This window comes from Streptomyces sp. NPDC002276 (assembly GCF_053891435.1).
Window position 1 is genome coordinate 44,855 of record NZ_JBSFCQ010000012.1, and the last position, 24,717, is coordinate 69,571.

Sequence of the window (24,717 nt, forward strand, 5' to 3'; positions counted from 1 at the left end):
GCACCCCACATGCATGACGACCGCAGCCTGGTCGAAGCCCGCCTCAAGCGTGTTCTCGAAGAGCGCATCCGTCCCGCCGTGTACCCCGAGTCAGTGCCGCTGGAAGTGGCCGTCTGGCACGCGCCCGACGAGCCGGTGCCCGTGGCCGAGGGGCTCGCGGGCACACCCGAACCGATCGAGGTGGGCGCCCGGTGGGGTGCTCCCTGGGGGACCAGCTGGTTCCGTGTCACCGGGACCGTCCCGCAGGAGTGGGCCGGGAAAACCGTCGAGGCGCTGCTCGACCTCGGCTTCGACGAGAACATGCCCGGCTTCCAGTGCGAGGGCCTCGTCTACCGGCCCGACGGCACCCCCGTGAAGGGCCTCAACCCGCGCAACCAGTGGGTCCGGATCGGCGCACCCGTCGCCGGCGGCGAGGAGGTGCGGCTGTACGTCGAGGCCGCGTCCAACCCGGTGGTGATGGACTACCACCCGTTCGTGCCGACGCGGTTGGGCGACAAGGAGACCGCGGGCAGCGAGCCGCAGTACACGCTCACCCGCATGGACCTCGCCGTCCTCGACGAGAACGTCTGGCAGCTCGTCCTCGACCTGGAGGTGGTCGGCGAGCTGATGGCCGAGCTGCCGGTGGACTCCGCGCGCCGCTGGGACCTCCTGCGGGCCATCGAGAAGACGCTGGACGCGGTGGACCTCCAGGACGTCAACGGCACGGCGGAGCACGCCCGTTCACAGCTGACGGGCGTCCTGTCGACGCCCGCCGTGCCGTCCGCGCACCGCATCAGCGCCATCGGGCACGCGCACATCGACTCCGCGTGGCTGTGGCCGCTGCGGGAGACGGTCCGCAAGGTCGCCCGGACAACGTCCAACATGACGGCCCTCCTTGAGGACGAACCGGACTTCATCTTCGCCATGTCCCAGGCCCAGCAGTGGGCTTGGGTGAAGGAGCACCGGCCCGAGGTGTGGGCGCGGGTCAAGAAGGCGGTGGCGGACGGGCGGTTCGTGCCGGCCGGCGGCATGTGGGTGGAGTCCGACACCAACATGCCGGGCTCGGAGGCGATGGCCCGTCAGTTCGTGCACGGGAAGCGGTTCTTCCTCGACGAGTTCGGCATCGAGAACGAGGAGGCCTGGCTGCCCGACACCTTCGGCTTCGCCGCCGGACTCCCGCAGATCATCAAGGCGGCGGGCTCCAAGTGGCTGCTGACGCAGAAAATCTCGTGGTCGCAGACGAACAAGTTCCCCCACCACACCTTCCGTTGGGAGGGCATCGACGGCACCCGGATCTTCACCCACTTCCCGCCCGTCGACACCTACAACTGCTCCATGCAGGGCCGTGAGATCGCCCACGCGGCACGCAACTTCAAGGACAAGGGGGTCGCCCGCCACTCCCTGGCACCCACCGGCTGGGGCGACGGAGGCGGCGGCACCACCCGCGAGATGGTCGCCAAGGCGGCCCGCCTGCGCGACCTCGAAGGCTCCGCGACCGTGGCCTGGGAGACCCCGAAGGAGTTCTTCGAGAAGGCCGAGGCCGAGTACCCCGAACCCCCGGTCTGGGTCGGCGAGTTGTACCTCGAACTGCACCGTGCCACCCTCACCAGCCAGGCCAAGACCAAGCAGGGCAACCGGCGCAGCGAACACCTCCTGCGCGAGGCCGAGCTGTGGGCGGCCACGGCAGCGGTCCGGGCCGGATTCCCTTACCCGTACGAGGACTTGGACCGGATCTGGAAGACGGTGCTGCTGCACCAGTTCCACGACATCCTCCCCGGCTCCTCCATCGCCTGGGTGCACCGCGAGGCCCGGAAGACGTACGAGGGCTTGGCCGCCGAGCTGAACGGCATCATCGACGCGGCCCAGCGCGCGCTGGCGGGGGAGGGGACGCGGGAGTTGGTGTTCAACTCGGCACCCCACACCCGCGAAGGCGTCCTCGCGGGCGGCGCCCAGCCACCTGTGGTCCTGGGCGAGACGGCGCTGGCGTCACGTGTCGGCGGCGGGCACGTCCTGGAGAACGGTCTGCTCCGCGTCGAGATCGACGCCCGAGGCCTCGTGGTCTCCGCCTACGACATCCAGGCCGACCGCGAGACGATCGCCCCCGGCCGGGCCGCCAACCTGCTCCAACTGCACCCGGACTTCCCGAACATGTGGGACGCCTGGGACGTCGACGAGTTCTACCGCAACACGGTCACCGACCTCACGGAGGCGGAGGAGGTCGTAGCCGACGGGAACACGGTGCGGATCGTACGGTCCTTCGGTGCGTCCCGGGTCACCCAACTGCTGTCCCTCGCACCGGGGGAGCGGCGGCTGCTCATCGACACCGAGGTCGACTGGCACGAGACCGAGAAGTTCCTCAAGCTCGCCTTCCCGCTCGATGTGCACGCCGAACGGTACGCGTCCGAGACCCAGTTCGGGCACTTCCACCGCCCCACGCACACCAACACCTCATGGGAGGCGGCCAAGTTCGAGGCCTGCAACCACCGCTTCGTCCACCTGGAGGAACCCGGCTGGGGCGTCGCCGTCGTCAACGACTCGACGTACGGCCACGATGTGACCCGTACGGTCCGCACCGACGGTGACAAGGGGACGACCACCACGGTCCGCGTCTCCCTGCTGCGTGCCCCGCGTTTCCCGGACCCCGAGACCGACCAGGGCGTCCACCGTTTCCGGCACGCGCTGGTGCCCGGCGCGGCCATCGGCGACGCCGTCCGCGAGGGCTGGCGGATCAATCTGCCGGAACGGCGGGTCACGGGTGGGCAGGAGGTCGCCCCGCTGGTGGGCGTGGACCGGGACGCGGTCGTGGTCACCGCGGTGAAGCTGGCGGACGACGGGAGTGGGGACGTCGTGGTCCGCTTCCACGAGGCCCACGGGGGACGGGCCAGGGCGACGCTGACGGTCGGCTTCCCCTTCGACTCCGTCGAGGTCACCGACCTGCTGGAGCGTCCCTTGGCCGATGCCGGGGAGGTGACCCGTGAGGGTGGGCAACTGGCTCTGCGGCTGCGGCCGTTCGAGCTGGTGACGCTGCGGTTCGGACGCGCCTGACAGCACCGCGGCCGCTCCTGTCGCGAGCGACGGTCAGTCCGCCAGAACGGCCTGCATGACCTTTCGCGCGATGGGAGCGGCCAGCTCGCCGGTGGTCGCGTCGGGGTGGGCGGCATCCCCCTCGACGACGACCGCGACGGCCACCCGAGGGTGGTCCGCCGTCATGGCGTAGGAGATGAACCAGGCGTACATACGGTTCGCGTTGTCCGTGTGCTGCTGTGCGATACCGGACTTGCCTCCGACCATGACGCCGTCGATGCGAGCCGCGGATCCGTTTCCCTTGTCGACGACCGCCTTCATGATCAGTTGCAGTTGGCGGGCGTTTTCCGTGCTGAGAGGCTGGGCGTAGCGGGTGACCGCGTGCTTGTCGGTCACGCGGCCGTCGGCCGTCCGGGTCTCGGCGACAAGGTAGGGCTTCATGAGTCTGCCGTCGTTCGCCACGGCAGCGGCGACCATGGCCATCTGGAGTGGAGTCGCGGTCGTGTCGAATTGGCCGAGGGCCGACAGCGCGGTCTGCGCGGAATCCATCTTGGTGTCGAAGTTGCTTCGGGAGATGGGGACGGGGATGGCCAGACTGTCGTTGAAGCCGAACTTCTGAGCTTGGTCGAGCATCTTCCGCTGCCCCAGATCCGCGCCGATCTTGCCGAAGACGGTGTTGCAGGAGACGCGCATCGCGGTCGTGAGGGAGGCGTCGCGGCAGGGCGGGCTTCCCTCGTTGCGCAGTTCGGTGCCGGTGCCCGGAAGGAGATAGGGGAGCGGGGAGTCGGTGGGTTCGGTGACGGTCTGATACAGCCCCGTCTCCAGGGCGGACGCCGCGGTCACCACCTCGAACGGCGAGGCGGGCGGGTAGACCTGGTTCAGCGCGCGATTGAGCAGTGGCGTGTCGCGGTCGGTCCTGAGGTCGTTCCAGGCCTGCTGGTCGCCCGTGGAGCTTCCGGTGATGCTGTTCGGGTCGTAGGAAGGGGTGCTGACCAGGGCGAGGATCGCTCCGGTCGTGGGATCCAGGGCAACCACCGCTCCCTTGTTGCGGCCGAGCCCTGAGAAGGCCGCCTTCTGGGCGGCGGCACTGATCGTGGTGAGGACGTCGCGGCCCTTGTCGTCGTCGGTCGGGGCGAGGGCGGTGTTCTCGGCCTTCTCCAAAAGGCTGGTGCCATGGGTGGGAGAAACGAAGCCGGTGACGGGTGCGTAGAGCGGGCCGTCGGTGTAGGTGCGCTGATATCGCGGGCTGTGACCGGTGTCCTTGCTGGCGGTGACCGGCTTGCCGTCCACCAGGATGTTGCCTCGGGGCCGGTCGGAGGGACCGGTGTCACCGTGTTGGCCGCCGGAGCCCGTCTGGTTGGTGAGCAGAAGGCTCGCGGTGACCGTCCCCGCGGTGAGGAGCGTGGCGACCGCGACCGATCGAGTGCGGGTGAGCCGTACCCGTGGGCGTCGGCGGCTCGCGACCGGCAGACCGGGCGACGGGGCCGGTGCCCTGGCCGGGACCGGGGGTTGGGGGTGGTGTGGGGCGTGGGCGATCGGGATGTCGCCTCGGCCGCCGAACATCCACAACTGGGGGTTCTGATGCGGGGTGACCGCCCGGACCCGGTCTCCCACGTACTCGGCCAGTTCGGACAGCCCCACGATGCCGTCACCGCCCAGGTCCGCGTCACCGGTGCGCAGGCCCTCGACGAGCGCACCGGTGAACAGGGACGGGCCGCGTCGGCCGACGGGCTGCCCCGGCACGTCATTGCCCTCGAAGGCGTATTCCACGGCGCTCGTCGCCGTGAGGACCGCGCGTCCCCGCTCGCCGACGGTGCGGCGCAGCGCCGTGAAGCTGTCCTCGACGTGGACATCGTCGTCCGAGCGGCTGATCATGCCGCGTTCGAACGCGCCGGCGTAGCAGCAGTCGAGCAGCAGTGCCACGCGCTGGGCGCTGCTGCGCATCATCAGCCGTCCGACGTACTCGGCGGGTACGGCGGTTGATTCCAGGCGGCTGCGCACGGTGTCGGAGGCGGCCAGGAAGAGCCGTCCGGTGTCGTCCTTGAGCCCGTGGCCGGCGAAGTGGAGCAGCAGGGTGTCGGCCGTGGCGCGGTCGGCGAAGAAGTCCTCGATCCTGCGCCGGAGGGCGTGCGACGACGGATTGTCGACCAGGGCGACGGTGAAGTCTCCGATCGCCGGGTCCTCCAGCACACGGGCGAGTTGTCTCGCGTCACGGGTGGGTGCCCAGAGGCTGCGCAACCGCTCGTCCTGGTAGGAGGCGGTCGCCACGAGGAGCGCGTACCGGCCGCCGCTCCTGTTCGCCTCGGTCATGGCCGGTCGGCGGTGACAGCGGCGAGCCACGCGTCGGCCAGGCGGCGCTGTTCCGGACCGTCCACGCCGGTGACTTCGAGTCTGTGCCCGTCGATCTCCAGGACCGCGGTCCTTCGCCCGGTCCGGCCCAGCCAGTCGCGTACCACCCGCACCATTTCGGTGAGCAGGGGGATCGTCGGCTCCAGTGCGACGGCGAGGGCGCCGATGGTGTCCACCGCGTGTCCTCGGGTGCCCTGTGGTGCGGGCCCCATGGAACGGGTTCCGACCCGGGCGACGTCCAGATCGAGCAGGTCCGCCCGAAGCCCGTCCACCTGCGTCAGCAGGACGTCAGGGTCTTCGGCAGGCTCTGTGACGGCCGTGAGGTTCAGCTCCGCGCGCAGTGCCATCTGCTCCCCCTGAGGATCCGGCAAGGCCTCATTGTGGCACTTTGTCGGCCCCGGGTACCGGGACAGTTCTCAACTTCCGGCAGGACGGCCGCACTTCGTGGAGAGTCGCCGCGGACGTGCCGATGACCGGCCGGTCCGGACTACGCCCCGGACTACGCCCCGAGCTGCGACCGCAGCCACTCCTCGACCTCGCCCACGTGCGAGGCCGCCGCCGCCCGGGCCGCCTCCGGGTCACGGGCCACCAACGCCCGGTGGATGGCGGCGTGTTCGCGGCGGGTGCGGGTGAAGGCGCCCTCTTCCTGGTAGCCGCGCCAGACCCGGGCGCGGAACGTCCGGGACGACAGGCCCTCCAGGATCGCGGCCATGGTGTCGTTGCCCGCGGCGGCGGCGATCTCGCGGTGGAAGGCGAGGTCGTGGGCGAGGATCTCCTCGGGGTCGTCGGTCGCGTTCATCGCGGTCAAGTGCTTCTCGACCTCGGCCAGTTGGTCCGGGGTGATGCGGGCGGCGGCCAGGGCCGTCGCCGTCGACTCCAGGATGCGGCGGACCTCCAGCAGTTCCACCAGACGCGGGCCGCGGGAGAGGTCGGCGACCACACCGAAGGTCTCCAGCAGGTCGCCGGCCTCCAACTGCGTGACGTAGATGCCCGAACCGTGCCGGGCCTCCAGCACGCCCAGCACCGTGAGCGCGCGGATCGCCTCGCGCATCGAGCTGCGGGAGATGCCCAGTTGGGCCGCGAGATCGCGCTCGGTGGGCAGCCGCTGGCCCGGCTCCAGACGCCCCTCGCCGATCAACGCCTTGATCGAGTCGATGGCGCGCTGCGTCACGGTGCCCTTCGGCGGAGCCGTCTCGTCCACGCAATCCTCCACTCACCGGGTGCGCCGCAGTCTAACCGCTCAGGTGGTCCGACCACTACGGCGGAAATCCCGGAAAAACTGCCACTGCGGGGTGTTGTTTCGGGGAAGTGGTCTGATAAATATGCGGTCATCTGCTCGGACACGCTCAACGAGGAGCCACCAAATGCTCGGCAGGACAGTGGGGATACGCAGCAGGTTGCGCATGGTCGGTGCGGTGGCCGCGGTCACGGGTACCGCGCTCGTGCTCACCGCGTGCGGCAGCACCAAGGACACCGGCGCGAGCAGCGCCGGCGGCAGCGGCGGCACCGGCAAGGTGGGGGTGATCCTGCCCCTGCTGACCTCGCCGTTCTGGCAGTCGTACAACGACTACGTGCCGAAGATGGCGAAGTCCGAGGGTGTCGACGCGCTGAAGACGGTCAACTCCAACAGCGACCCCTCGCAGCAGATCACCGACATCAACAACGAGCTGAACCAGGGCGTCAAGGGCCTGGTCGTCGCCCCGCTGGACAGCGCCGCCATCGAAGCCGGCCTCGACCAGGCGGACCGCAAGGGCGTACCGGTCGTCGCCGTCGACGTGGCGCCCGACAAGGGCAAGGTCGCCATGGTCGTCCGCGCCGACAACGTCGCGTACGGCGAGAAGGCCTGCGAATACCTCGGGGCGCACATCACCAGCGGGAAGGTCGTGCAGATCATGGGCGACCTGGCGTCCGTCAACGGCCGTGACCGGTCGGAGGCGTTCAGGGACTGCGTGAAGAAGAAGTACCCGAAGCTGAAGGTCCTGGAGATCCCCGCCAAGTGGGAGTCCGACACGGCGGCCTCCAAGCTCGACACGCTCCTCAACGCCAACCCCGACATCAAGGGCATCTACATGCAGGCGGGCGGCGTCTACCTCGCGCCGACCCTCCAGACCCTCAAGTCCAAGGGCATGCTGAAGACGGCGGGCCAGGCCGGGCACATCACGATCGTCTCGAACGACGGCATCCCGCAGGAGTTCGACGCGATCCGCAAGGGCGAGATCGACGCCACCGTCTCCCAACCGGCCGACGCCTACGCCAAGTACGGCATGTACTACATCAAGGCCGCGATGCAGGGGAAGACCTTCAAGCCCGGCCCCACCGACCACGACTCCACGATCGTCAAACTGCCCAGCGGCATCCTGGAGGACCAGCTGCCCGCGCCCCTGGTCACCAAGGACAACGTCGACGACCCCAAGCTCTGGGGCAACACGGTCAAATGAGCATCGAGAAAAGCCCGTTGACCCCTCTTGTCGAGGCGCGGGGCATCGTCAAGCGGTACGGCCCCACCGTCGCCCTCGCCGACGGTCGGCTCACCGTCCTGCCGGGCGAGTCCCACGCCCTCGTCGGCCGCAACGGCGCCGGCAAGTCCACCCTCGTCACCGTCCTCACCGGACTCCAGGCCCCTGACGAGGGCACGGTCCGCTTCGACGGCGAGCCCGCGCCCGCGCTCGCCGACCGCGACGCCTGGCGCGCCAAGGTCGCCTGCGTCTATCAACGGCCCACCGTGGTACCCGAGTTGACGGTCGCCGAGAACCTCTTCATCAACCGTCAGCCGACCTCACGCGGCGGCGTCATCAGCTGGCGCAGGCTCCGCACGGAGGCCGCCGAACTCCTCGACACCTGGGACGTGCGCGTCGACCCCGAGGTACGCACCGCCGACCTCAAGGTCGAGGACCGCCAAATGGTCGAGATCGCCCGGGCGTTGAGCTTCGGTGCCCGGTTCATCGTCCTCGACGAACCGACCGCCCAGCTCGACAACCGGGAGATCGAACGGCTCTTCACCCGCATGCGGGCGCTCCAGGAGTCCGGTGTCACCTTCCTGTTCATCTCGCACCACCTCCAGGAGGTGTACGAGGTGTGCCAGACCGTCACCGTGCTGCGCGACGCCCGCTGGATCACCACCGCCCCCGTCGCCGACCTCCCGCGCCGCGCCCTGGTGGAGGCCATGGCGGGGGAGTCCATCACCGAACTGGACGTACAGCTAAGGGAGTTGGACGACGCGGCACCCGTCCTCCTCGACGCACGAGGACTGACCTCCGAGTCGTACGAGAACGTCGACCTCACCGTCCGCCGCGGCGAGGTCGTCGGACTCGCCGGGTCGAGCGGCAGCGGCAAGATCGAGCTGGCGGAGTCCTTCACCGGGCTTTACACACCGACCGGCGGCACCGCTCAACTCGACGGCGAGAAGCTGCCGTTCGGAGATGTGCAGGCGGCTCTGAAAGCCGGTGTCGGGTGCGTGCCGCGCGACCGGCACGGGCAGGGGCTGGTCTTCGGAATGTCCATCGGTGACAACGCCACCATGACCGTCCTGGACCGGCTCGGTCGCTTCGGGTTCGTCGGCACCGACCGCAAACGCGGCTTCGCCACCGAGCTGATCGACCGCCTCGACATCCACGCCGAGGGGCCCGACCAGCCCGTATCCGACCTGTCCGGCGGCAACGCGCAGAAGGTCGTCATGGCCCGCGCCCTAGCCTCCGACCCCAGGCTGCTGGTGCTCATCAACCCCACCGCGGGCGTCGACGTGAAGTCCAAGGAGTCACTGCTCGCCCGCATGGACAGCGCCCGCGACGACGGCACCGCCGTGCTCGTCGTCTCCGACGAACTCGACGACCTGCGGCGCTGCGACCGCGTCCTCGTCCTCTTCCACGGCCGTGTCGTCGCCGAGCACCCGGCGGGCTGGCGCGACCACGAGCTGATCGCCTCCATCGAAGGAGTGGACCATGGCTGACACCAAGGCGGCCCCGCCGCTCGCCGCCCCACGCGCCACCGGGACGGCCTCGGCCCGCACGGTCCTGCTCCGCCGGGCCCGTGAACTCGCCCTCGTACCGGCCCTGTTGGTGCTCCTGGTGCTCGGCGCGATCGTCAACGACTCGTTCCTCACCGAACGGAACCTGATCTCCATCCTCGGCGCCTCCGCCGCGCTCGCGATGGTGGTGCTCGCCGAGTCGCTGATCCTGATCACCGGCAAGATCGACCTCTCGCTGGAGTCGGTGGTCGGCATCGCGCCCGCGATCGGCGCCCTGCTGGTCCTGCCGTCCGCCGAGTCCGGCTGGGGCACGGAGTGGTCGGCGCCGCTCGCCCTGGTCGCGATCCTCGTCGTGGGCGGGATCATCGGCGCCTTCAACGGCATCCTCGTGGTGAAGTTCAAGCTCAACGCCTTCATCGTCACCCTCGCGATGCTGATCGTGCTGCGCGGACTGCTGGTCGGCGCCACCAAGGGCAAGACGCTGTTCGGGATGCCCGACTCCTTCTTCACCCTGGCCACCAGCACCTTCCTGAGCGTCCCGATGTCGGTCTGGCTGGCGGCGGTCTGCTTCGCGGTCGCCGGGTTCGTGCTGAAGTACCACCGCGTCGGGCGCGCCCTGTACGCGATCGGCGGCAACCAGGAGGCGGCCCGCGCGGCCGGTATCCGCGTCGACCGGATGCTCCTCGGGGTGTCGATCGTCGCGGGCGTCCTCGCCTCGGTGGGCGGGATCATGCAGACCGGCTACGTCGGCGCGATCAGCGCCAACCAGGGCAACAACATGATCTTCACCGTGATGGCGGCGGCGGTCATCGGCGGCATCAGCCTCGACGGCGGCAAGGGCACCATGTTCGGGGCCCTGACCGGCGTACTCCTCCTGGGAGTTGTACAGAACCTCCTCACCCTCGCCCAGGTCCCGTCCTTCTGGATCCAGGCCATCTACGGCGGAATCATCCTGGTCGCCCTCATGATCGCCCGCGTCACCACGGGCCGAGCCCAGGACTAGGGCCTGCCCCCCGGCTTCCGGCACCCGCACGGCACCGGATCCCTGTACCCGACCGAAAGGCCTTCCGTGTCACCGATCCCCGGCCCTCCCGCTCGCGTCACCGCGGTCGACACCTACGACATCCGTTTTCCCACCTCGCGCGAACTCGACGGTTCCGACGCGATGAACCCGGACCCCGACTACTCGGCGGCCTACGTCGTCCTGCGCACCGACGCGGCCGACGGGCACGAGGGGCACGGATTCAGCTTCACCATCGGGCGGGGCAACGAAGTCCAGGTCGCCGCGATCCACGCGCTGCGGGACCATGTGATCGGCCGGTCCGTCGACGAACTGTGCGCGGATCCGGGGACGTTGAACCGTGACCTGATCGGCGACAGTCAACTCCGCTGGCTGGGGCCCGAGAAGGGCGTGATGCACATGGCGATCGGCGCCGTGGTCAACGCCGCCTGGGACCTCACCGCCAAGCGCGCGGGCAAGCCCCTGTGGCAGCTCCTCGCCGACGCCGACCCCGAATGGCTCGTCGGCCAGATCGACTTCAGGTACATCACCGACGCCCTCACCCCGGACGAGGCCCTGGACATCCTGCGGCGCGGCAAGGCGGGTGCGGAGGACCGTCGAACTCGCCTTCTGGAGACGGGATTTCCCGCCTACACCACCTCCGCCGGCTGGCTCGGCTACGACGACGAGAAGCTCACCCGGCTCGCCGTGCAGGCCGTCCGGGACGGCTTCCGGCAGATCAAGCTGAAGGTCGGCGCCGACCTCGACGACGACATCCGGCGCTGCCGCGTGGCCCGTTCGGCCGTCGGCCCCGACATCAGGATGGCGATCGACGCCAACCAGCGCTGGGACGTGGCCGAGGCGATCCGCTGGACCAAGGCCCTCACCGAGTTCGACCCGTACTGGATCGAGGAACCCACCAGCCCCGACGACGTCCTCGGCCACGCCGCCATCCGCGCGGCCGTGGCCCCGGTGAAGGTCGCGACCGGCGAACACGTCCAGAACCGCGTCGTGTTCAAGCAGCTGCTCCAGGCCGGCGCCCTCGACATCCTCCAGATAGACGCGGCCCGCGTCGGCGGAGTCAACGAGAACCTCGCGATCCTGCTGCTCGCCGCCAAGTTCGGCGTGCCCGTCTGCCCGCACGCGGGCGGCGTCGGACTGTGCGAACTCGTCCAGCATCTCTCGATGTTCGACTACCTCGCCGTCTCCGGCACCACCGACGACCGCGTCATCGAGTACGTGGATCATCTGCACGACCACTTCCTCGATCCGGTGGTGATCCGCGAAGGTCACTACATGGCACCCAGCACACCCGGCTTCTCGGCCACCATGCGGCCCGAGTCCATCGCGCGCTACACGTTCCCCGGCGGCACCTTCTGGGCCGCCGACATCGACACCCAGAAGGGACACGCGGCATGACCGACTTCGAGGGCCTCAAGGCCCTGGTCACCGGCGGCGCCTCCGGCATCGGCCGGGCCACCGCCGAACTCCTCGCCGAGCGGGGCGCGTCGGTCGCCGTCCTCGACCTGGACCCCAGCAGCGTCGAGAAGCCGCTGCTCGGCTACCGCGCCGACGTCACCGACGACGCCTCCGTACGGCAGGCCGTCGCCTCCGCCGTCGCCGACCTCGGCGGACTCGACATCGTCGTGAACAACGCGGGCATCGGCGCCCAGGGCACCGTCGAGGACAACGACGACGACGAGTGGCACCGCGTCCTGGACGTCAACGTCGTCGGCATGGTCCGGGTCAGCCGCGCCGCGCTCCCGCATCTGCGCGGGTCCTCCCACGCGGCGATCGTCAACACCTGCTCCATCGCCGCCACCGCCGGACTGCCCCAACGCGCCCTGTACAGCGCCACCAAGGGCGCCGTGCAGTCCCTCACCCTCGCCATGGCCGCCGACCACCTCCGCGAGGGCATCCGCGTCAACTGCGTCAACCCCGGTACGGCGGACACCCCTTGGGTCGGCCGCCTCCTCGACTCGGCCACCGACCCGGCCGCCGAACGCGCCGCCCTGGCCGCCCGCCAGCCCTCCGGCCGGCTCGTCTCGGCGGCCGAAGTCGCGGGCGCCATCGCCTACTTGGCGAGCCCGCTGTCCGGCGCCACCACCGGCACCTCACTCGCCGTGGACGGCGGCATGCAGGGCCTGCGCCTGAGGCCGGTGGGCCAGTGAGCACCCTCGGCGGCAGCGGGGTCGAGGTGGGCGGGCTCGGTCTGGGCGCCGCCCCGCTGGGCAACCTGTTCACCGAAGTCGCCGACGAGCAGGCGTACCAGGCCGTCAACATGGCCTGGGAGCAAGGCATTCGCTACTTCGACACCGCACCCCACTACGGCATCGGCCTCTCCGAGCGCCGTCTCGGCGCCGCGCTGCGCGACCGTCCGCGCGCGGAGTACACGATCTCCACCAAGGTCGGCCGTCGCCTGGCACCCGTGGAGACGGTGACCGGCGACGACCTCGCCGACGGCTTCGCCGTGCCCGCCACCAGCCGCCGCGTCTGGGACTTCACCGCCGACGGGATACGGCGCACCCTGGACGCCAGCCTGGAACGGCTCGGCCTCGACCGCGTCGACGTCGTCTACCTCCACGACCCCGACGACCACGCCGAACAGGCCTTCCGCGAGGGCTATCCCGCCCTGGAGAAGCTCCGCGCCGAGGGCGTCGTCGGCGCCATCGGCGCGGGCATGAACCAGGCCGGGATGCTCACCCGCTTCATCCAGGACACCGACGTGGACGTGGTGCTGTGCGCGGGCCGCTACACGCTCCTCGACCAGAGCGCCCTCGCCGAACTGCTCCCGTCCGCCGTCGCCCGGGGCAAGTCCGTCGTCATCGGCGGCGCCTTCAACTCCGGCCTCCTGGCGGACCCCAAGCCGGACGCGACCTACAACTACGCCCAGGCACCGGCCGAGTTGCTGGACCGGGCGCTCCGCATGAAGGAAGTGGCCGAGCGGTACGGCACGACCCTGCGCGCCGCCGCCCTGGCGTTCTGCGCCGCGCACCCGGCCGTGGCGAGCGTCCTGGTCGGCGCCCGCTCGGCGGCCGAAGTACGGGACTGCGCCGAGCAGTTCGCGGCCAAGGTCCCGGGCGCGTTCTGGCGGGAGCTGCGGGACACGGGCCTGCTGTCCGCCGACGCCCCGGTCCCCACCGGGGAGTTGTCATGAGAGTGGCCCTCCACACCAAGGTGCGCGCCGACCGCATCGACGCGTACGAGAGCGCCCACCGCGAGGTCCCCAAGGAACTCACCGCCGCGATCCGGGCCGCCGGCGCCACCTCCTGGACGATCTGGCGCAGCGGCACCGACCTCTTCCACGTCCTGGAGTGCGCCGACTACGCCCGCCTGCTGGCCGAGCTGGACCAGCTCCCGGTGAACGTCGCCTGGCAGGCCCGCATGGCCCAACTCCTGGACGTGGTGCACGACTACACGAGCGAGGGCACCGACGCCGGCCTGCCCGTCGTATGGGAGCTGCCATGACCGTCGACGCCCACCACCACGTCTGGGACCTCTCCGTCCGCGACCAGGACTGGATCACCGGACCCGAACTCCAGCCGATCCGCCGCGACTTCACCCTCACCGACCTCGAACCCGAGGCGCGCGCGGCCGGCGTCGACCGCACCGTCCTCGTCCAGACGATCGCCGTCGCCGAGGAGACCCCGGAGTTCCTCGCCCTCGCCGAGGCGCACGACCTCGTCGCCGGAGTCGTCGGCTGGACCGACCTCACCCGCCCCGACATCGCCGACGAACTGGCCCGGCTGCGCGAACTCCCCGGCGGCCACTACCTGAAGGGCATCCGCCACCAGGTACAGGGCGAACCCGACCCGAACTGGCTGCTGCGCCCCGACGTACGCCGGGGCCTCGCCGCCGTGGCCGACGCGGGGCTCGTCTACGACCTGCTCGTGCTGCCCCACCAGTTCCCGGCCGGCGTGCAGGCGGCCGCGTCCCTGCCCCAACTCACCTTCGTCCTCGACCACTTGGGCAAACCGCCCGTCGCCTCGGGCCGACTGGAGCCGTGGGAGGCCGCCCTGCGCTCCCTCGCCGTGCTCCCCAACACCCACTGCAAACTCTCCGGCCTGGTCACGGAGGCCGACTGGAAGACCTGGAGCACACAGGACCTGCGCTCCTACACGGACGCCGCGCTCGACGCCTTCGGGCCCGGCCGGCTGATGTTCGGCACCGACTGGCCGGTGTGCACCCTGGCGGCGACCTATGGCGAAGTCGCCGTCGCGACAGGTGAGTTGACCGACGGACTCGGTGCGGCGGAGCGGGCCGAGGTCTTCGAAGGCACGGCGACCCGCGTCTACGGCCTCTGAACCACCTTCGCCAGCCTGGTCGGCGGGAAGTACTCCCGCACGAACGTCCGCTCCCAGCACGCGCCCGTCTCCCTCAACTCCCGCCAGTTCGTGCAGCGGTAGCGGAAGAGACGGGCCCGGACGTAGCGCGGGGGCGCCTCCGGCGGGAACGGCGAGCGCCGCAGCAGTCGTAGCGTGTCCCGGTCGTTCTCCAGGAGCCGTTCCACCAACGCGCCGAACCACGGCTCGGCGTAGCCGGGGGAGAGCGCCGCGAACCACATCATCCAGTCCAGCCGCAGATGGTACGGCGCGAACTGGCGTGGCCAGCGGTGCGGTTGGCCCGGCTTGCCCCTGAACTCGTACTCCCGCCAGTCGGACTCCTCGCGCGGGACGGCGTCCGTCGTGCCCTCGATCACCACCTCGTGGCGGACGCGGCTGACGTTGCCGAACGCGCCGTAGGTGTTGACCAGATGGAGCGGGTCGAAGGAACGGTTCATGGTCTGCTGGCGGGAGAGCATGTTGCGGACTGGACGGTGGCTGAGCCACAGCAGCAGGGCGGCGACGGCCAGGACCACGACCTCGTACCAGAGGGGCGGTGGGCCGGGGACGGGTGACGGCGCCGTGCGGGGGAGTCGGACCGCCGAAACGGCCAGTGCGATGGTGAGCCAGTTCAGCCAGGCGAAGTTGCCGGACAGGACCAGCCACAGCTGAGTGGCGATCATCAGGGACGCGGCGGCCGTCGCGACCGGCTGCGGGGTGAACAGCAGGACGGGCACGGCGAGTTGGGTGACGTGGTTGGCGGCGACCTCGATCCGGTGCAACGGCCGGGGGAGATGGTGGAAGAACCAGCTCAGCGGGCCCGGCATCGGCTGTGTCTCGTGGTGGAAGTCCAGGCAGGTCAGCTTCCGCCAGCACGCGTCGCCGCGCAGCTTGATCAGGCCCGCGCCGAACTCGACCCGGAACAGGACCCAGCGCAGCAGGAACAGCACCACGATCGGGGGCGCCACCTCGTCGTTGCCGAGGAGGACGGCCAGGAAACCGACCTCCAGCAGCAGCGACTCCCAGCCGAACGCGTACCAGGTCTGGCCGACGTTGACGATCGACAGATAAAGCACCCACGGCACCAGCCATGCCAACATCCCGCCCCAGAGCGGGAGTCGGGAGTCGAGCCCGGCGGCCAGCGCCACCGACACCGCGCAACCCGTCCACGCGCAGCCCGCGAAGTAGCGGTCCGAGTAGTGGAGTTGGAAGAGGCTCGGGGCCCGACCGAACGGCATCCGGCGGACGAACCGGGGGACCGGCAGCATGCCGCGCTCACCGATCAGCGCGCGGAACTGCACGGCCGCCGTGAGGAACGCGACCAGATAGACCCCGGCCAGGGCCCGCTGGAAGACCAGCCGGCTCAGCCAGTAGTCGGGTGCGGTGAACCATCCCACGACCGTGCGCTCCTCCCTCCATCGTCACACCCCGACCGACCGTCACTCTGTGTCTTCCATGCCTCCGGTTGCGTAACCCAAGCGGGTGAAGCAGACAATAGTGGCGAATCACCCGGCTTGAGGCGGGAGAACACGGTGCGCACATCGACCGGAACCATCGCCACGGCCTGCGCGCTCTCGGCGGCGCTCCTCGTCGCCGGCTGCGGCGGCGACGGCGCCCAAGGCATGAAGTCGAGCGGCAAGGCCACGAAGGCGAGCGGCGAGATCTTCCTACAGCCCGTCGCGGCGCGGGGCCCCGATCCCTTCACGGACTCCACGGCCACCGCGCCGAGTACCCCGCCGCGGGTCACCCGAACGCCGCAGTCGACGCCCACGGGGTCCGCGCCCGCGTTGCCGCCGCCCACGCGGACCGCGTCCCCGGACCGCACGCTCGCCGTCTCCGGCGCCACACCCGGCCTCTACGGCGGCACCGCGCGCAGCGGCAGCTGCGATGTCGAGCGGCAGATCGCGTACCTCACCCGCGACCAGGTCAAGGCCGGTGCCTTCGCGCGGGCCGAGGGGATCTCCCGGAGCGCGATTCCCGGCTATCTGCGCGGGCTGACCTCGGTCGTGCTGCGCGCCGACACCCAGGTTACCAACCACGGGTTCCGTGACGCACGGGTGACCGGTTTCCAGTCGGTCCTCCAGGCCGGCACCGCCGTCCTCGTCGACAACAGGGGCGTGCCCCGCGTGCGCTGCGCCTGCGGCAACCCGCTCAAGGCGGGCGTGGCGGGCGGGAACTCCGGCAGCGGAGGACAGGGCTGGTCCGGGTACCGGCCCGCCGAGGTGGTCGTGGTGACTCCGGCGCCACAGGTGATCACCAACATCACGATCGTCAACGTCGTCGACAACACCTGGATCGAACGGCCCCTCGGCCATCGCGGGCCGCACCACGACCACGTCGTACGACCGCCGGACCATGTGCCGCCGACGCGGCCCGGCACCACGCCGGTCCCGCACGGAAGTACGTCGCCGCGACCGCACGACAGTCATTCCAGCGCCCCGTCCAGTGGGACGAGTACGTCACCGAGCACCTCGCCGGACCCCTCGCTGAGCGCCTCCCCGAGCGCCTCGCCGAGCCACGAGAGCGCGTCCCCCGGTGACGGCCGTAGTACCGCCCCGGACAAGTCCACCCCCGGCTGCGTGACGACCCCGACCGTCACCGTCACCCCGGGCGCGGCGGCCCGGATCCCCGCCCCTGGCGTCACGGCCTGCCCCACCGCGACCGTCACGGCCACCCCCACGACGGTCGCGCCCCGGCCCTCCCAGGTTCCCGGCTCCCCGGACGAGATCGGCCCGCCGACCGTCCCGGAGACCCCCGATCAGCCCGACGGCGGCGGGCTGATCCCCGGCGACGCCACCAGTAGCAGCTTCGACAGCCCCACGGACGTCTTCGGCGGCTGACCGAGGGGTCGGCCGTAGGTGTCCGAGAAGTCGAAGAGTCGGGCAAATCCTGGCAAGGTGGGTCGCATGGTTGATCGGGGAGCGAGCGCCCTGTCACTCCCGGACGACTGGCCCGCCCACCCGGACCCGATCCTGGCGCTCAACCGCATGGGCAGCTTCGACTGGGACCTGGACAACGGCCTGTTCCACATGGACGCCCAGGCCCACGAGGTCTTCGACCTGCGCCCCGACGAATACGACGGACGGCCCGAGACCCTGGCGATCCGGGTACCGCCCCCCGAGGGCTACCGGCTCGACGGTCTCGTCTCCCAGGCGATGAAGGACGGCAGCGAGAACTACGGCGCCTACTTCCGCATGCGCCTGAGAGACGGCACCCTGCGCTGGACCCACACCCAGGGCTACATCCGGCGCGACGAGACGGGCCGCCCGCGCCGGATCATCGGCATCGTGCGGGACGCCACCGAGGAACTCGCCGAGAACGCGGCCCGCCGTGAACAGGCCGCCCTGGACGCGGCCCGGCGCGACCAGACCAACGTCGTCCAGCTCACCACCGCCGCCCTCGCGCACGCCCGTACCGTCCAGGACGTCATCGACGTCCTCATGGACACCCACGGCCTCGTCCATCTCGGCGCGACCAGACTGGTCATGGGGCTGATGGAGGCAGGCCGGATCCGCCTGGTCGCCGAGGGCAGCGTCGTACCCGGAAAGGAGATCCTCCGGATCGACGAGCCGTACCCGATGACGGAGGTCGTACGGACGCTCAGCCCGGCGTTCATCGAGTCGCCCGAGGAGTTCGCCGAGCGGTACCCGCTGCTGTGGCAGCACATCGCCGAACTGCACATCACCGCGGGCGCCTATCTGCCGCTGATCGCCCAGGCCAGGCCCATCGGCACGATAGGCCTGCTCTACAGCGACCGGCGCGGTTTCTCGGCGGAGGAGCGCAACGTGCTCGTCGCGCTGGGCAGCAGCATCGCGCAGAGCCTCCAGCGCGCCATGTTCTACGAGCAGGAGAAGGATCTCGCCCAGGGCCTCCAGCAGGCGATGCTGCCGCGCGCCATCCCGAGCGTGCCGGGCGCCGATGTCGCGGTGCGCTACCGGTCCGCGAAGCTCGGGCGGGACATCGGCGGTGACTGGTACGACCTGATCCCGCTGCCCGGCGGCCGGGTCGGCGCGGTCATCGGTGACGTGCAGGGCCACGACACGCACGCAGCCGCCGTCATGGGCCAGCTGCGGATCGTCCTCAAGGCGTACGCCGCCGAGGGGCACACCCCGGCCACCGTGATGGCCCGTGCCTCCGTCTTCCTGCACGAACTCGACACCGACCGCTTCGCCACCTGCCTCTACGCCGAGGCCGACCTGTCCACCGGAGTGGTCCAGGTGGTCCGGGCCGGTCATATCGACCCGCTGGTACGGCAGTTGGACGGGACCTGTCGGCGGATGTCCGTCGAGGGCGGGCTGCCGCTCGGTCTGTCCGCGGAGTTCGGGCGGCTCGAATATCCCGTCTCCACCGTCGAACTCGACCCCGGCCAGACCCTGGTGCTGTGCACCGACGGCCTCGTCGAACAGCCCGGCGCGGATCTCGACGACGGACTCCAGACCCTCATCGCCCTCATCGCCTCCGGCCCCGACGACGTCCGCGACCTCGCCGACCTGCTCATCGACGTGGCCGAGGAACGCGGCGGCGAGGACGACGTGGCGCTGCTCCTGCTGCGCCGCCGCGGCCTCGACGCCCCGCGCTCCGGCGGCCGGCTCCAGCAGCATGTGGCGCCCGGCGACTCCGAGGCCCTCACCCAGGCCCGGCACATGATCCGGGCCGCCGTCCGGGCCTGGGGCGGGCGCGAGCGCGCCGACGAGGTCGAACTCGTCGCCGACGAACTGATCACCAACGCCCTGATGCACACCGAGGGCGCCGCGATGGTCACCCTCAGGGTCCTCACCGGCTCCGACCGCCGGCTGCGCGTCGAGGTCGAGGACTCCTCCAGCGCCCTCCCGCGCCGCCGCGAGGCGGGCGAGGACGGCGTCTCCGGGCGCGGTCTCCTCCTCGTCGACCTGCTCACGGACGTGTGGGGCGTGGAGGCGCGCGGCAGCGGCAAGTGCGTGTGGTGCGAGTTCGTGGTGCCGGACCGGAGCTGACCCCACGGCCCTCTGATGGCACCCTGGACGTATGCCGGAACTTCCCGAGGTCGAAGCGCTGAAGGACTTCCTGACCGAACACCTCGTCGGCCACGAGATCGTACGGGTGCTGCCCGTCGCCATCAGCGTCCTGAAGACGTACGACCCTCCGCCCACCGCGCTGGAGGGACACGAGGTGGTGGCCGTGCACCGGTACGGCAAGTTCCTGGACGTCGAGACGGACGGCGGCCCGCACTTCGTGACCCACCTCGCCCGGGCGGGCTGGCTGCACTGGAAGGACCGCCTCCCGGACGGCCCGCCCCGCCCCGGCAAGGGCCCGCTCGCACTCCGGGTGGCCCTGGAGACGGGCGAGGGCTTCGACCTCACGGAGGCGGGCACGCAGAAGCGCCTGGCGGTGTACGTCGTGGCGGACCCGCGGTCCGTCCCGGGCGTCGCCCGCCTCGGCCCCGACCCGCTGGCCGACGACTTCGACGAGCCGCGCTTCGCCGCACTCCTCAAGGACGAACGGCGTCAGCTCAAGGGCGCGCTGCGCGACCAGACCCTGATCGCCGGGGTGGGCAACGCGTACAGCGACGAGATCCTGCACGCGGCGAGGATGTCCCCGTTCAAGCTCGCGTCGTCACTGACGGCGGCCCAGACGCACATCCTCTACGAGGCCCTGCGCACCACGCTCACCGAAGCCGTCGAACGCTCCCGGGGCGTGGCCGCGGGCCGCCTGAAGGCGGAGAAGAAGAGCGGCCTGCGCGTCCACGGCCGCACCGGTCAGCCCTGCCCGGTCTGCGGCGACACCATCCGCGAGGTCTCCTTCAGCGACTCGTCGCTCCAGTACTGCCCCACCTGCCAGACGGGCGGCAAGCCACTGGCGGACCGACGGATGTCGAAGCTGCTCAAGTAGCCGGGGCTACTGCCAGAGGTCGGCTCCGTCGCGTCCGCCGGGGTCCGACGTCAACAGGTCCTCCATCGAGGGTTTCCAGCGTCGCGAACACCGCCTCGTACGCGACGGCCCGGGCGAGACGGACAAGGTCGTCCCTGTTCGCCCCGGCGGCCAGCAGCCTTCGGGCGGCCGGGAGTTGATCCACCGCGCCGGGGGTGCCCCAGCCGTCGATCGCGTCGCACCACAGGCCGCGCAGCAGTACGGATCGGGTGTTCTTCGCAGACCGGGTGTCGTCCATCGCCACAGGATGCACTGCCGCAACAGGCCCCCGCGGAGCGGGACTTCAGTGGGACATGAGCCGGACCAGCTGCCGGCCGTCGGCCGTTCGGACGTCGTAGTGGTCGATCTCGTCGGGGTGCATCGCCGCGCCGCCCTGCATCGTGATCATCGAGGCGTCGTGCGCGGGAACGTTCCAACTGGTCACGACCTGCTCGGAACCGTCCCGGCCGACGACCACGAGACGACAGGAGCGGGGGCCCGCGCCGTCCTTGATCTTGAGGGACACGTCACTGCCGTAGTTCTCGTTCGCGGACGTGACCTGTGCCCACACGCCCGACTTGGCGTCGGTCGCGGTGAGTTGTACGGCACCGTCGCCGCCCCCGGCGAACGTCGCCACCGCGGGGCCGCCCACGGCCAGTACCACCGAGGCGGCCACGGCGTAGAGAAAACGCCGCCGTCCGGCCCGTTGGCGGGCGGACACCTCGCCGAGCAACCGGTCGAGCAGCCGGGGCCCGGGTTGCGCCATGGGGTGCACGTAGCGCGGCGTCGCACGCCGGTACAGCATCAACTGCCGTGAGGCGGGACCGAATTCGGTCACATGAGCCGCGCAGCTGGTGCACTCCATGAGGTGATCCTCGAAGCGGAAGGCCTCCGCCTCGTCCAGCACGCCGAGCGCGTACGCGCCGACGTCGCGATGCCTTTCCAGGGACCTCATGACGAATCCTCGTGCCGTTAGGTGCGGGTGGGGTTACTCCTTGCTCCCATCGGTACGCACCAGCCCGTCGAATCACTCAAGGCGCACACAGAATCGCCATCACGAATTCGTAGCGGTCGAACCCATGGATTGGTCCCTGTTTCAAAAAAGATGGATGGCGAGATGGCCGAGCGGCAGACCCAGCTGCCAGGCGGGCGTCCAGACCTTCGGCCCGTCGTCCTCACCGGTCACCGGACCGCCTCCCGGCACCGCGTCCAGATCGGGCGCGAGCAGCTCGGTCTCCTCCAGCCAGCGCCAGGCGTTCTCCGCCAGCGCCAGGTCCGGTGCGTCGACGCCGGCCTCGACAACCTCCGCCGTCAACTTGGACATACGTTCCTGGACCCAGTCCTGCCACGGCTGGTCGTACGCCGTGAGCGAAAGCCAGGTCTCAAGTTGGGTGACCACCCTGATACCGGACAATTCACCGTCCGTGTCGGAGAGGAAGATGGTCAGCGCCAGCGCGTCCCGTCCCGCGCGGAACTCGAAGGACGTCGGCGGCATCAGGTCGCCGGTCCGCAGCAGTTCGTCGGCGATGTACTCGGCGTACAACCAGGCCATGGGGACGGTGAGTTCACCGCCGCCGGTGCCGTCCGTGCTCTCTTGACCTCTGTGCAGCATCCCTTCCTGCCTTCCTCCGGTGCGTGCGCGTCGCCCGGCCCGAGGCTCCGTCAGGAACCCCCGAGCCCCCCAGTCCGGAACACGGATGAGGACAGCCGATTACTCAACCGGGGTCCTGAGCAAGGCGCTTTACGGAGGTTTGACTAAGGAGTTGGTTTCACCGCAGGTCGGCCGCATAGCCGGGAAGCACCCGGCGCAGGGCGCGGAGCGCGTAATAGGCACGGGACTTCACCGTACCGGGCGGAATCCCGAGGGCCGCCGCGGCCTCCGCCACACTCGCCCCCTGGAAGTACACGAGCACCAGGACTTCGCGGTGCTCCGGAGTGAGAGTCTTCACAGCCTCCCGCACATCGAGCGTCGCCGCCGACCGTTCCGCGTGATCGGCACAGACCCGCGCGTTCTCCAGCACCGCGTCCCCGACCTCGGGCGGTCGCGCCTGCCGGGCCCGCCGCGCGTCGATGGCGAGCCGTCGGCCCACCGTCAGCAGCCAGGGCCGTACGGAGTCGAAGTCGTCGGCGCGCAAGGCCTCGGGGTGCTGCCAGGCCCGTACCAGGGTCTCCTGGACGAGGTCCTCGGCGCGCTGGCGGTCGCCGTCGCAGAGCCGGAGCAGCAGTGCGAACAGCGGCCTGCCGTGCTCGCGCTGGAGTGCGGCGAGCTCGTGCTCGGCGGTCGTTCCGTTGGTGAGCGTGGGTCCGGCCGTCATGGCCGTATGGCATCGCAGCGCGCGGCCCGGGGACAGGGCGCGCGCAGGGAGCTGCGGCGGACGGTCGATCGCGTCGGCGAACGGTGCGACGAACGGTCCGCGCCACCCGGCGATCCCCCACACGCGCACACCGGACGGGTCATGAGGGGCCCGAAGCCGTTTGCGGGGGCGCTGAGGTTCATACCTATCGGTGGGTAAATATGACCACAGTGGGGTGAATTGATGATCGCACGCAGACGACAGGTGGCCGTCGCCCTGGTGGGCCTTCTCGCCGCGGCCGCCGCCTGCCAGGCCCAGCACCACGACCCGAAGGCCGCCGGCCGCCCGGCACCCCCCGCCGCCCGCGGCTTCACCCTCGTCGCCGCCGGCGGCATCCTCCCGCACAGCGCCGTCCTCGACCGCGCCCGCTTCGACGCGGGCGGCACCGGCTACGACTTCGCGCCGATGCTCTCCGGCGTCCAACCCCTCGTCTCCCGGGCCGATCTGGCGCTGTGTCACATCGAGACCGCCTACGGCGACCGCACCGGCGCCCCGTTCTTCGACTCCCCGCCCGAGGAGGCCCGGGCCCTCGCCGCGACCGGCTACGACAGCTGCTCCACCGCCTCCGACCACAGCCTGGACGACGGCTCCTTCGGCGTCCGGCACACCCTCGACACCCTCGACGGCGCCGGCGTCCGGCACGCGGGAACGGCGCGCGGTGAGGCCGAGGCGCGCACGGTCACGCTGTTGCGCGCCGGGCCCGCGAAGGTCGCCCACCTCGCCTACACCGCCGGCACGAACGGCGTCCCACTGCCGGCCGGCGAGCCCTGGTCCGTCAACCTCCTCGACCCCGCCCGCATCCTCGCCGACGCCCGCGAGGCCCGGCGCGCGGGCGCCGACGTGGTCGTCGTCTCCCTGCGCTGGGGCACACCGGGCCAGGACGCGCCCGACCCGCAACAGGTCGCGCTGGCCGGGGAACTCACCGCGGCCCGCACCGCCGGCCGCCCCGACATCGACCTGATCCTCGGCACCCACGCCCGCACCCCGCAGCCGTACGAGAAGGTCAACGGCACCTGGGTGGTCTACGGGCTCGGCGACCAGGTCACCGGCGAGATGTTCGACAATGCGGGCACCCAGGACCCCGGCGGCGACACGAGCACCCTCGCCCGCTTCACCTTCGTACCGCCCGCCCGGTCCGGCGCGCGGTGGGAGGTGGCGAAGGCGGAGTTCGTCCCGCAGCTGTTCGACGTCGACGCGGGCCGGGTCGTCGACGTGAACCAAGCGATCGCCCAGGGCGCCGAGTTGACCGGGGACCGCGACCGCCTCCGCGAGGTGGTGCTGAGCCGGGGCGCGGCGAAGGACGGGCTGATGATGGGGAAGTGACGGAGGGTCAGTCCACGTCCACGTGGTCGAAGGTCCTGAGGATCTCGGTGAGCACCCGCACGCACGCGCTGACCTCGGCGCCGGTCAGATCGCCGCCGACCTGGCGGTTGAGGGAGTGCTCGCGGCCGAGGACGGACGTGATGACGGACCGGCCCTCCTCGGTGAGCCGGATCAGGGAGGACCGCTGGTGCGCGGGGTTGGGCGTGACCTCCACCCAGCTGTGGACCACGGCCTCGTTGACCATGCGCTGCACGAACTGCCGGCTCAGGGCCAGGGTCCGGCCCATCTGGGGCACGGTCATGGGCCCGTGCTGCCGCAGCAGGTCCAGTACGGCGCGCACGCCGACGGAGACCCCCTCGACGGGTTCGCCCTGCTCGACCTTGCGCAGGGCGCGCCGGTAGAGCGGGCCCACCAGGTCGAACACCTCGGTGAGGCGGTGGCCGAGTTCGTCGGGGGAGAGGGGAGCGGAGTCGTTCACGAGCCCATCATGACACCTGGGTTGCCAACCTTCCCCGA

The 24,717-nt window shown here is 70.7% G+C and carries 22 protein-coding genes; 13 read left to right on the forward strand and 9 right to left on the reverse strand.

The window, feature by feature from the left end; all coding sequences use genetic code 11:
• Window positions 1–9: 9 nt before the first annotated feature.
• On the forward strand, window positions 10–3,024 hold the full coding sequence (locus tag ACWIHT_RS28160) for an alpha-mannosidase (protein ID WP_456171083.1): 3,015 nt from the start codon (window positions 10–12) through the stop codon (window positions 3,022–3,024).
• A gap of 33 nt (window positions 3,025–3,057) precedes the next feature.
• On the opposite strand, the gene ACWIHT_RS28165 is transcribed toward ACWIHT_RS28160, so the two are convergent.
• The 3 genes from ACWIHT_RS28165 to ACWIHT_RS28175 all read right to left on the reverse strand — a co-directional run bounded on the left by ACWIHT_RS28165 (window position 3,058) and on the right by ACWIHT_RS28175 (window position 6,553).
• Complete coding sequence (locus ACWIHT_RS28165; protein ID WP_456171084.1) at window positions 3,058–5,313, reverse strand: caspase, EACC1-associated type; 2,256 nt, start codon at window positions 5,311–5,313, stop codon at window positions 3,058–3,060.
• Window positions 5,310–5,723 carry a hypothetical protein gene (locus ACWIHT_RS28170; RefSeq protein WP_456171085.1) on the reverse strand — a complete coding sequence of 138 codons (414 nt, stop codon included), beginning with the start codon at window positions 5,721–5,723 and terminating at the stop codon, window positions 5,310–5,312. The genes ACWIHT_RS28165 and ACWIHT_RS28170 overlap by 4 nt, the downstream gene beginning before the upstream one ends.
• A gap of 128 nt (window positions 5,724–5,851) precedes the next feature.
• Complete coding sequence (locus ACWIHT_RS28175; protein WP_019068307.1) at window positions 5,852–6,553, reverse strand: FadR/GntR family transcriptional regulator; 702 nt, start codon at window positions 6,551–6,553, stop codon at window positions 5,852–5,854.
• A gap of 163 nt (window positions 6,554–6,716) precedes the next feature.
• Between ACWIHT_RS28175 and ACWIHT_RS28180 the strand changes: the two genes are divergently transcribed.
• The 8 genes from ACWIHT_RS28180 to ACWIHT_RS28215 all read left to right on the forward strand — a co-directional run bounded on the left by ACWIHT_RS28180 (window position 6,717) and on the right by ACWIHT_RS28215 (window position 14,620).
• The gene (locus tag ACWIHT_RS28180) at window positions 6,717–7,790 is read left to right on the forward strand and encodes a sugar ABC transporter substrate-binding protein (RefSeq protein ID WP_456171086.1); all 1,074 of its coding nucleotides are present in this window, start codon (window positions 6,717–6,719) and stop codon (window positions 7,788–7,790) included.
• Entirely contained in the window at window positions 7,787–9,298 is a 1,512-nt protein-coding gene (locus ACWIHT_RS28185) for a sugar ABC transporter ATP-binding protein (protein WP_456171087.1), read from the forward strand. Before ACWIHT_RS28180 ends, ACWIHT_RS28185 begins: the two co-directional genes overlap by 4 nt.
• Window positions 9,291–10,319 carry an ABC transporter permease gene (locus ACWIHT_RS28190; RefSeq protein WP_456171088.1) on the forward strand — a complete coding sequence of 343 codons (1,029 nt, stop codon included), beginning with the start codon at window positions 9,291–9,293 and terminating at the stop codon, window positions 10,317–10,319. The genes ACWIHT_RS28185 and ACWIHT_RS28190 overlap by 8 nt, the downstream gene beginning before the upstream one ends.
• 66 nt (window positions 10,320–10,385) lie before the next feature.
• On the forward strand, window positions 10,386–11,735 hold the full coding sequence (locus ACWIHT_RS28195) for an L-fuconate dehydratase (RefSeq protein ID WP_456171089.1): 1,350 nt from the start codon (window positions 10,386–10,388) through the stop codon (window positions 11,733–11,735).
• Window positions 11,732–12,487 carry an SDR family NAD(P)-dependent oxidoreductase gene (locus ACWIHT_RS28200; protein ID WP_456171090.1) on the forward strand — a complete coding sequence of 252 codons (756 nt, stop codon included), beginning with the start codon at window positions 11,732–11,734 and terminating at the stop codon, window positions 12,485–12,487. The genes ACWIHT_RS28195 and ACWIHT_RS28200 overlap by 4 nt, the downstream gene beginning before the upstream one ends.
• The gene (locus ACWIHT_RS28205; protein WP_456171091.1) at window positions 12,484–13,473 is read left to right on the forward strand and encodes an aldo/keto reductase; all 990 of its coding nucleotides are present in this window, start codon (window positions 12,484–12,486) and stop codon (window positions 13,471–13,473) included. Before ACWIHT_RS28200 ends, ACWIHT_RS28205 begins: the two co-directional genes overlap by 4 nt.
• Complete coding sequence (locus tag ACWIHT_RS28210) at window positions 13,470–13,784, forward strand: L-rhamnose mutarotase (protein ID WP_456171092.1); 315 nt, start codon at window positions 13,470–13,472, stop codon at window positions 13,782–13,784. The genes ACWIHT_RS28205 and ACWIHT_RS28210 overlap by 4 nt, the downstream gene beginning before the upstream one ends.
• Window positions 13,781–14,620, forward strand: a complete 840-nt coding sequence (locus ACWIHT_RS28215; protein ID WP_456171093.1) for an amidohydrolase family protein — start codon at window positions 13,781–13,783, stop codon at window positions 14,618–14,620. Before ACWIHT_RS28210 ends, ACWIHT_RS28215 begins: the two co-directional genes overlap by 4 nt.
• On the opposite strand, the gene ACWIHT_RS28220 is transcribed toward ACWIHT_RS28215, so the two are convergent.
• Window positions 14,608–16,035 (reverse strand): lipase maturation factor family protein, encoded by a 1,428-nt coding sequence (locus tag ACWIHT_RS28220; RefSeq protein ID WP_456171094.1) that lies wholly within the window; start codon window positions 16,033–16,035, stop codon window positions 14,608–14,610. The genes ACWIHT_RS28215 and ACWIHT_RS28220 overlap by 13 nt on opposite strands.
• 135 nt (window positions 16,036–16,170) lie before the next feature.
• Here ACWIHT_RS28220 and ACWIHT_RS28225 point away from each other — a divergent pair, with 135 nt between their 5' ends.
• From ACWIHT_RS28225 to ACWIHT_RS28235, 3 genes are all read left to right on the forward strand, one after another.
• Window positions 16,171–17,478, forward strand: a complete 1,308-nt coding sequence (locus ACWIHT_RS28225) for a DUF6777 domain-containing protein (RefSeq protein ID WP_456171095.1) — start codon at window positions 16,171–16,173, stop codon at window positions 17,476–17,478.
• 66 nt (window positions 17,479–17,544) lie between these two features.
• On the forward strand, window positions 17,545–19,611 hold the full coding sequence (locus tag ACWIHT_RS28230) for a SpoIIE family protein phosphatase (protein ID WP_456171096.1): 2,067 nt from the start codon (window positions 17,545–17,547) through the stop codon (window positions 19,609–19,611).
• Window positions 19,612–19,642: 31 nt separating this feature from the next.
• Window positions 19,643–20,506, forward strand: coding sequence for an Fpg/Nei family DNA glycosylase (locus ACWIHT_RS28235; protein ID WP_456171097.1), 864 nt, complete (start codon window positions 19,643–19,645; stop codon window positions 20,504–20,506).
• Here the strand turns inward: ACWIHT_RS28235 and ACWIHT_RS28240 are convergent.
• The 4 genes from ACWIHT_RS28240 to ACWIHT_RS28255 all read right to left on the reverse strand — a co-directional run bounded on the left by ACWIHT_RS28240 (window position 20,499) and on the right by ACWIHT_RS28255 (window position 22,839).
• Window positions 20,499–20,783, reverse strand: coding sequence for a hypothetical protein (locus tag ACWIHT_RS28240; protein WP_456171098.1), 285 nt, complete (start codon window positions 20,781–20,783; stop codon window positions 20,499–20,501). The genes ACWIHT_RS28235 and ACWIHT_RS28240 overlap by 8 nt on opposite strands.
• Before the next feature lie 45 nt (window positions 20,784–20,828).
• Window positions 20,829–21,479 (reverse strand): zf-HC2 domain-containing protein, encoded by a 651-nt coding sequence (locus ACWIHT_RS28245; protein WP_456171099.1) that lies wholly within the window; start codon window positions 21,477–21,479, stop codon window positions 20,829–20,831.
• Window positions 21,480–21,620: 141 nt separating this feature from the next.
• The gene (locus ACWIHT_RS28250) at window positions 21,621–22,136 is read right to left on the reverse strand and encodes a hypothetical protein (protein WP_456171100.1); all 516 of its coding nucleotides are present in this window, start codon (window positions 22,134–22,136) and stop codon (window positions 21,621–21,623) included.
• A gap of 157 nt (window positions 22,137–22,293) precedes the next feature.
• Window positions 22,294–22,839 carry a sigma-70 family RNA polymerase sigma factor gene (locus tag ACWIHT_RS28255; protein ID WP_359614403.1) on the reverse strand — a complete coding sequence of 182 codons (546 nt, stop codon included), beginning with the start codon at window positions 22,837–22,839 and terminating at the stop codon, window positions 22,294–22,296.
• A 222-nt stretch (window positions 22,840–23,061) separates the two neighbouring features.
• Here ACWIHT_RS28255 and ACWIHT_RS28260 point away from each other — a divergent pair, with 222 nt between their 5' ends.
• Window positions 23,062–24,201 carry a CapA family protein gene (locus tag ACWIHT_RS28260; RefSeq protein WP_456171101.1) on the forward strand — a complete coding sequence of 380 codons (1,140 nt, stop codon included), beginning with the start codon at window positions 23,062–23,064 and terminating at the stop codon, window positions 24,199–24,201.
• Window positions 24,202–24,208: 7 nt separating this feature from the next.
• On the opposite strand, the gene ACWIHT_RS28265 is transcribed toward ACWIHT_RS28260, so the two are convergent.
• Window positions 24,209–24,679 (reverse strand): MarR family winged helix-turn-helix transcriptional regulator, encoded by a 471-nt coding sequence (locus ACWIHT_RS28265; RefSeq protein ID WP_456171102.1) that lies wholly within the window; start codon window positions 24,677–24,679, stop codon window positions 24,209–24,211.
• Between the last annotated feature and the right edge of the window lie 38 nt (window positions 24,680–24,717).

Excerpts from the sequence above, each read along its gene's own strand:
- ACWIHT_RS28200 (WP_456171090.1), top strand. The coding sequence starts at position 11,732 with ATGACCGACTTCGAGGGCCTCAAGGCCCTGGTCACCGGCGGCGCCTCC.
- ACWIHT_RS28215 (WP_456171093.1), top strand. The coding sequence starts at position 13,781 with ATGACCGTCGACGCCCACCACCACGTCTGGGACCTCTCCGTCCGCGAC.
- ACWIHT_RS28190 (WP_456171088.1), top strand. The coding sequence starts at position 9,291 with ATGGCTGACACCAAGGCGGCCCCGCCGCTCGCCGCCCCACGCGCCACC.
- ACWIHT_RS28160 (WP_456171083.1), top strand. The coding sequence starts at position 10 with ATGCATGACGACCGCAGCCTGGTCGAAGCCCGCCTCAAGCGTGTTCTC.
- ACWIHT_RS28250 (WP_456171100.1), bottom strand. The coding sequence starts at position 22,136 with ATGCTGCACAGAGGTCAAGAGAGCACGGACGGCACCGGCGGCGGTGAA.
- ACWIHT_RS28180 (WP_456171086.1), top strand. The coding sequence starts at position 6,717 with ATGCTCGGCAGGACAGTGGGGATACGCAGCAGGTTGCGCATGGTCGGT.
- ACWIHT_RS28260 (WP_456171101.1), top strand. The coding sequence starts at position 23,062 with ATGATCGCACGCAGACGACAGGTGGCCGTCGCCCTGGTGGGCCTTCTC.
- ACWIHT_RS28255 (WP_359614403.1), bottom strand. The coding sequence starts at position 22,839 with ATGACGGCCGGACCCACGCTCACCAACGGAACGACCGCCGAGCACGAG.
- ACWIHT_RS28185 (WP_456171087.1), top strand. The coding sequence starts at position 7,787 with ATGAGCATCGAGAAAAGCCCGTTGACCCCTCTTGTCGAGGCGCGGGGC.
- ACWIHT_RS28165 (WP_456171084.1), bottom strand. The coding sequence starts at position 5,313 with ATGACCGAGGCGAACAGGAGCGGCGGCCGGTACGCGCTCCTCGTGGCG.
- ACWIHT_RS28235 (WP_456171097.1), top strand. The coding sequence starts at position 19,643 with ATGCCGGAACTTCCCGAGGTCGAAGCGCTGAAGGACTTCCTGACCGAA.
- ACWIHT_RS28245 (WP_456171099.1), bottom strand. The coding sequence starts at position 21,479 with ATGAGGTCCCTGGAAAGGCATCGCGACGTCGGCGCGTACGCGCTCGGC.
- ACWIHT_RS28210 (WP_456171092.1), top strand. The coding sequence starts at position 13,470 with ATGAGAGTGGCCCTCCACACCAAGGTGCGCGCCGACCGCATCGACGCG.
- ACWIHT_RS28230 (WP_456171096.1), top strand. The coding sequence starts at position 17,545 with ATGGTTGATCGGGGAGCGAGCGCCCTGTCACTCCCGGACGACTGGCCC.
- ACWIHT_RS28240 (WP_456171098.1), bottom strand. The coding sequence starts at position 20,783 with ATGGACGACACCCGGTCTGCGAAGAACACCCGATCCGTACTGCTGCGC.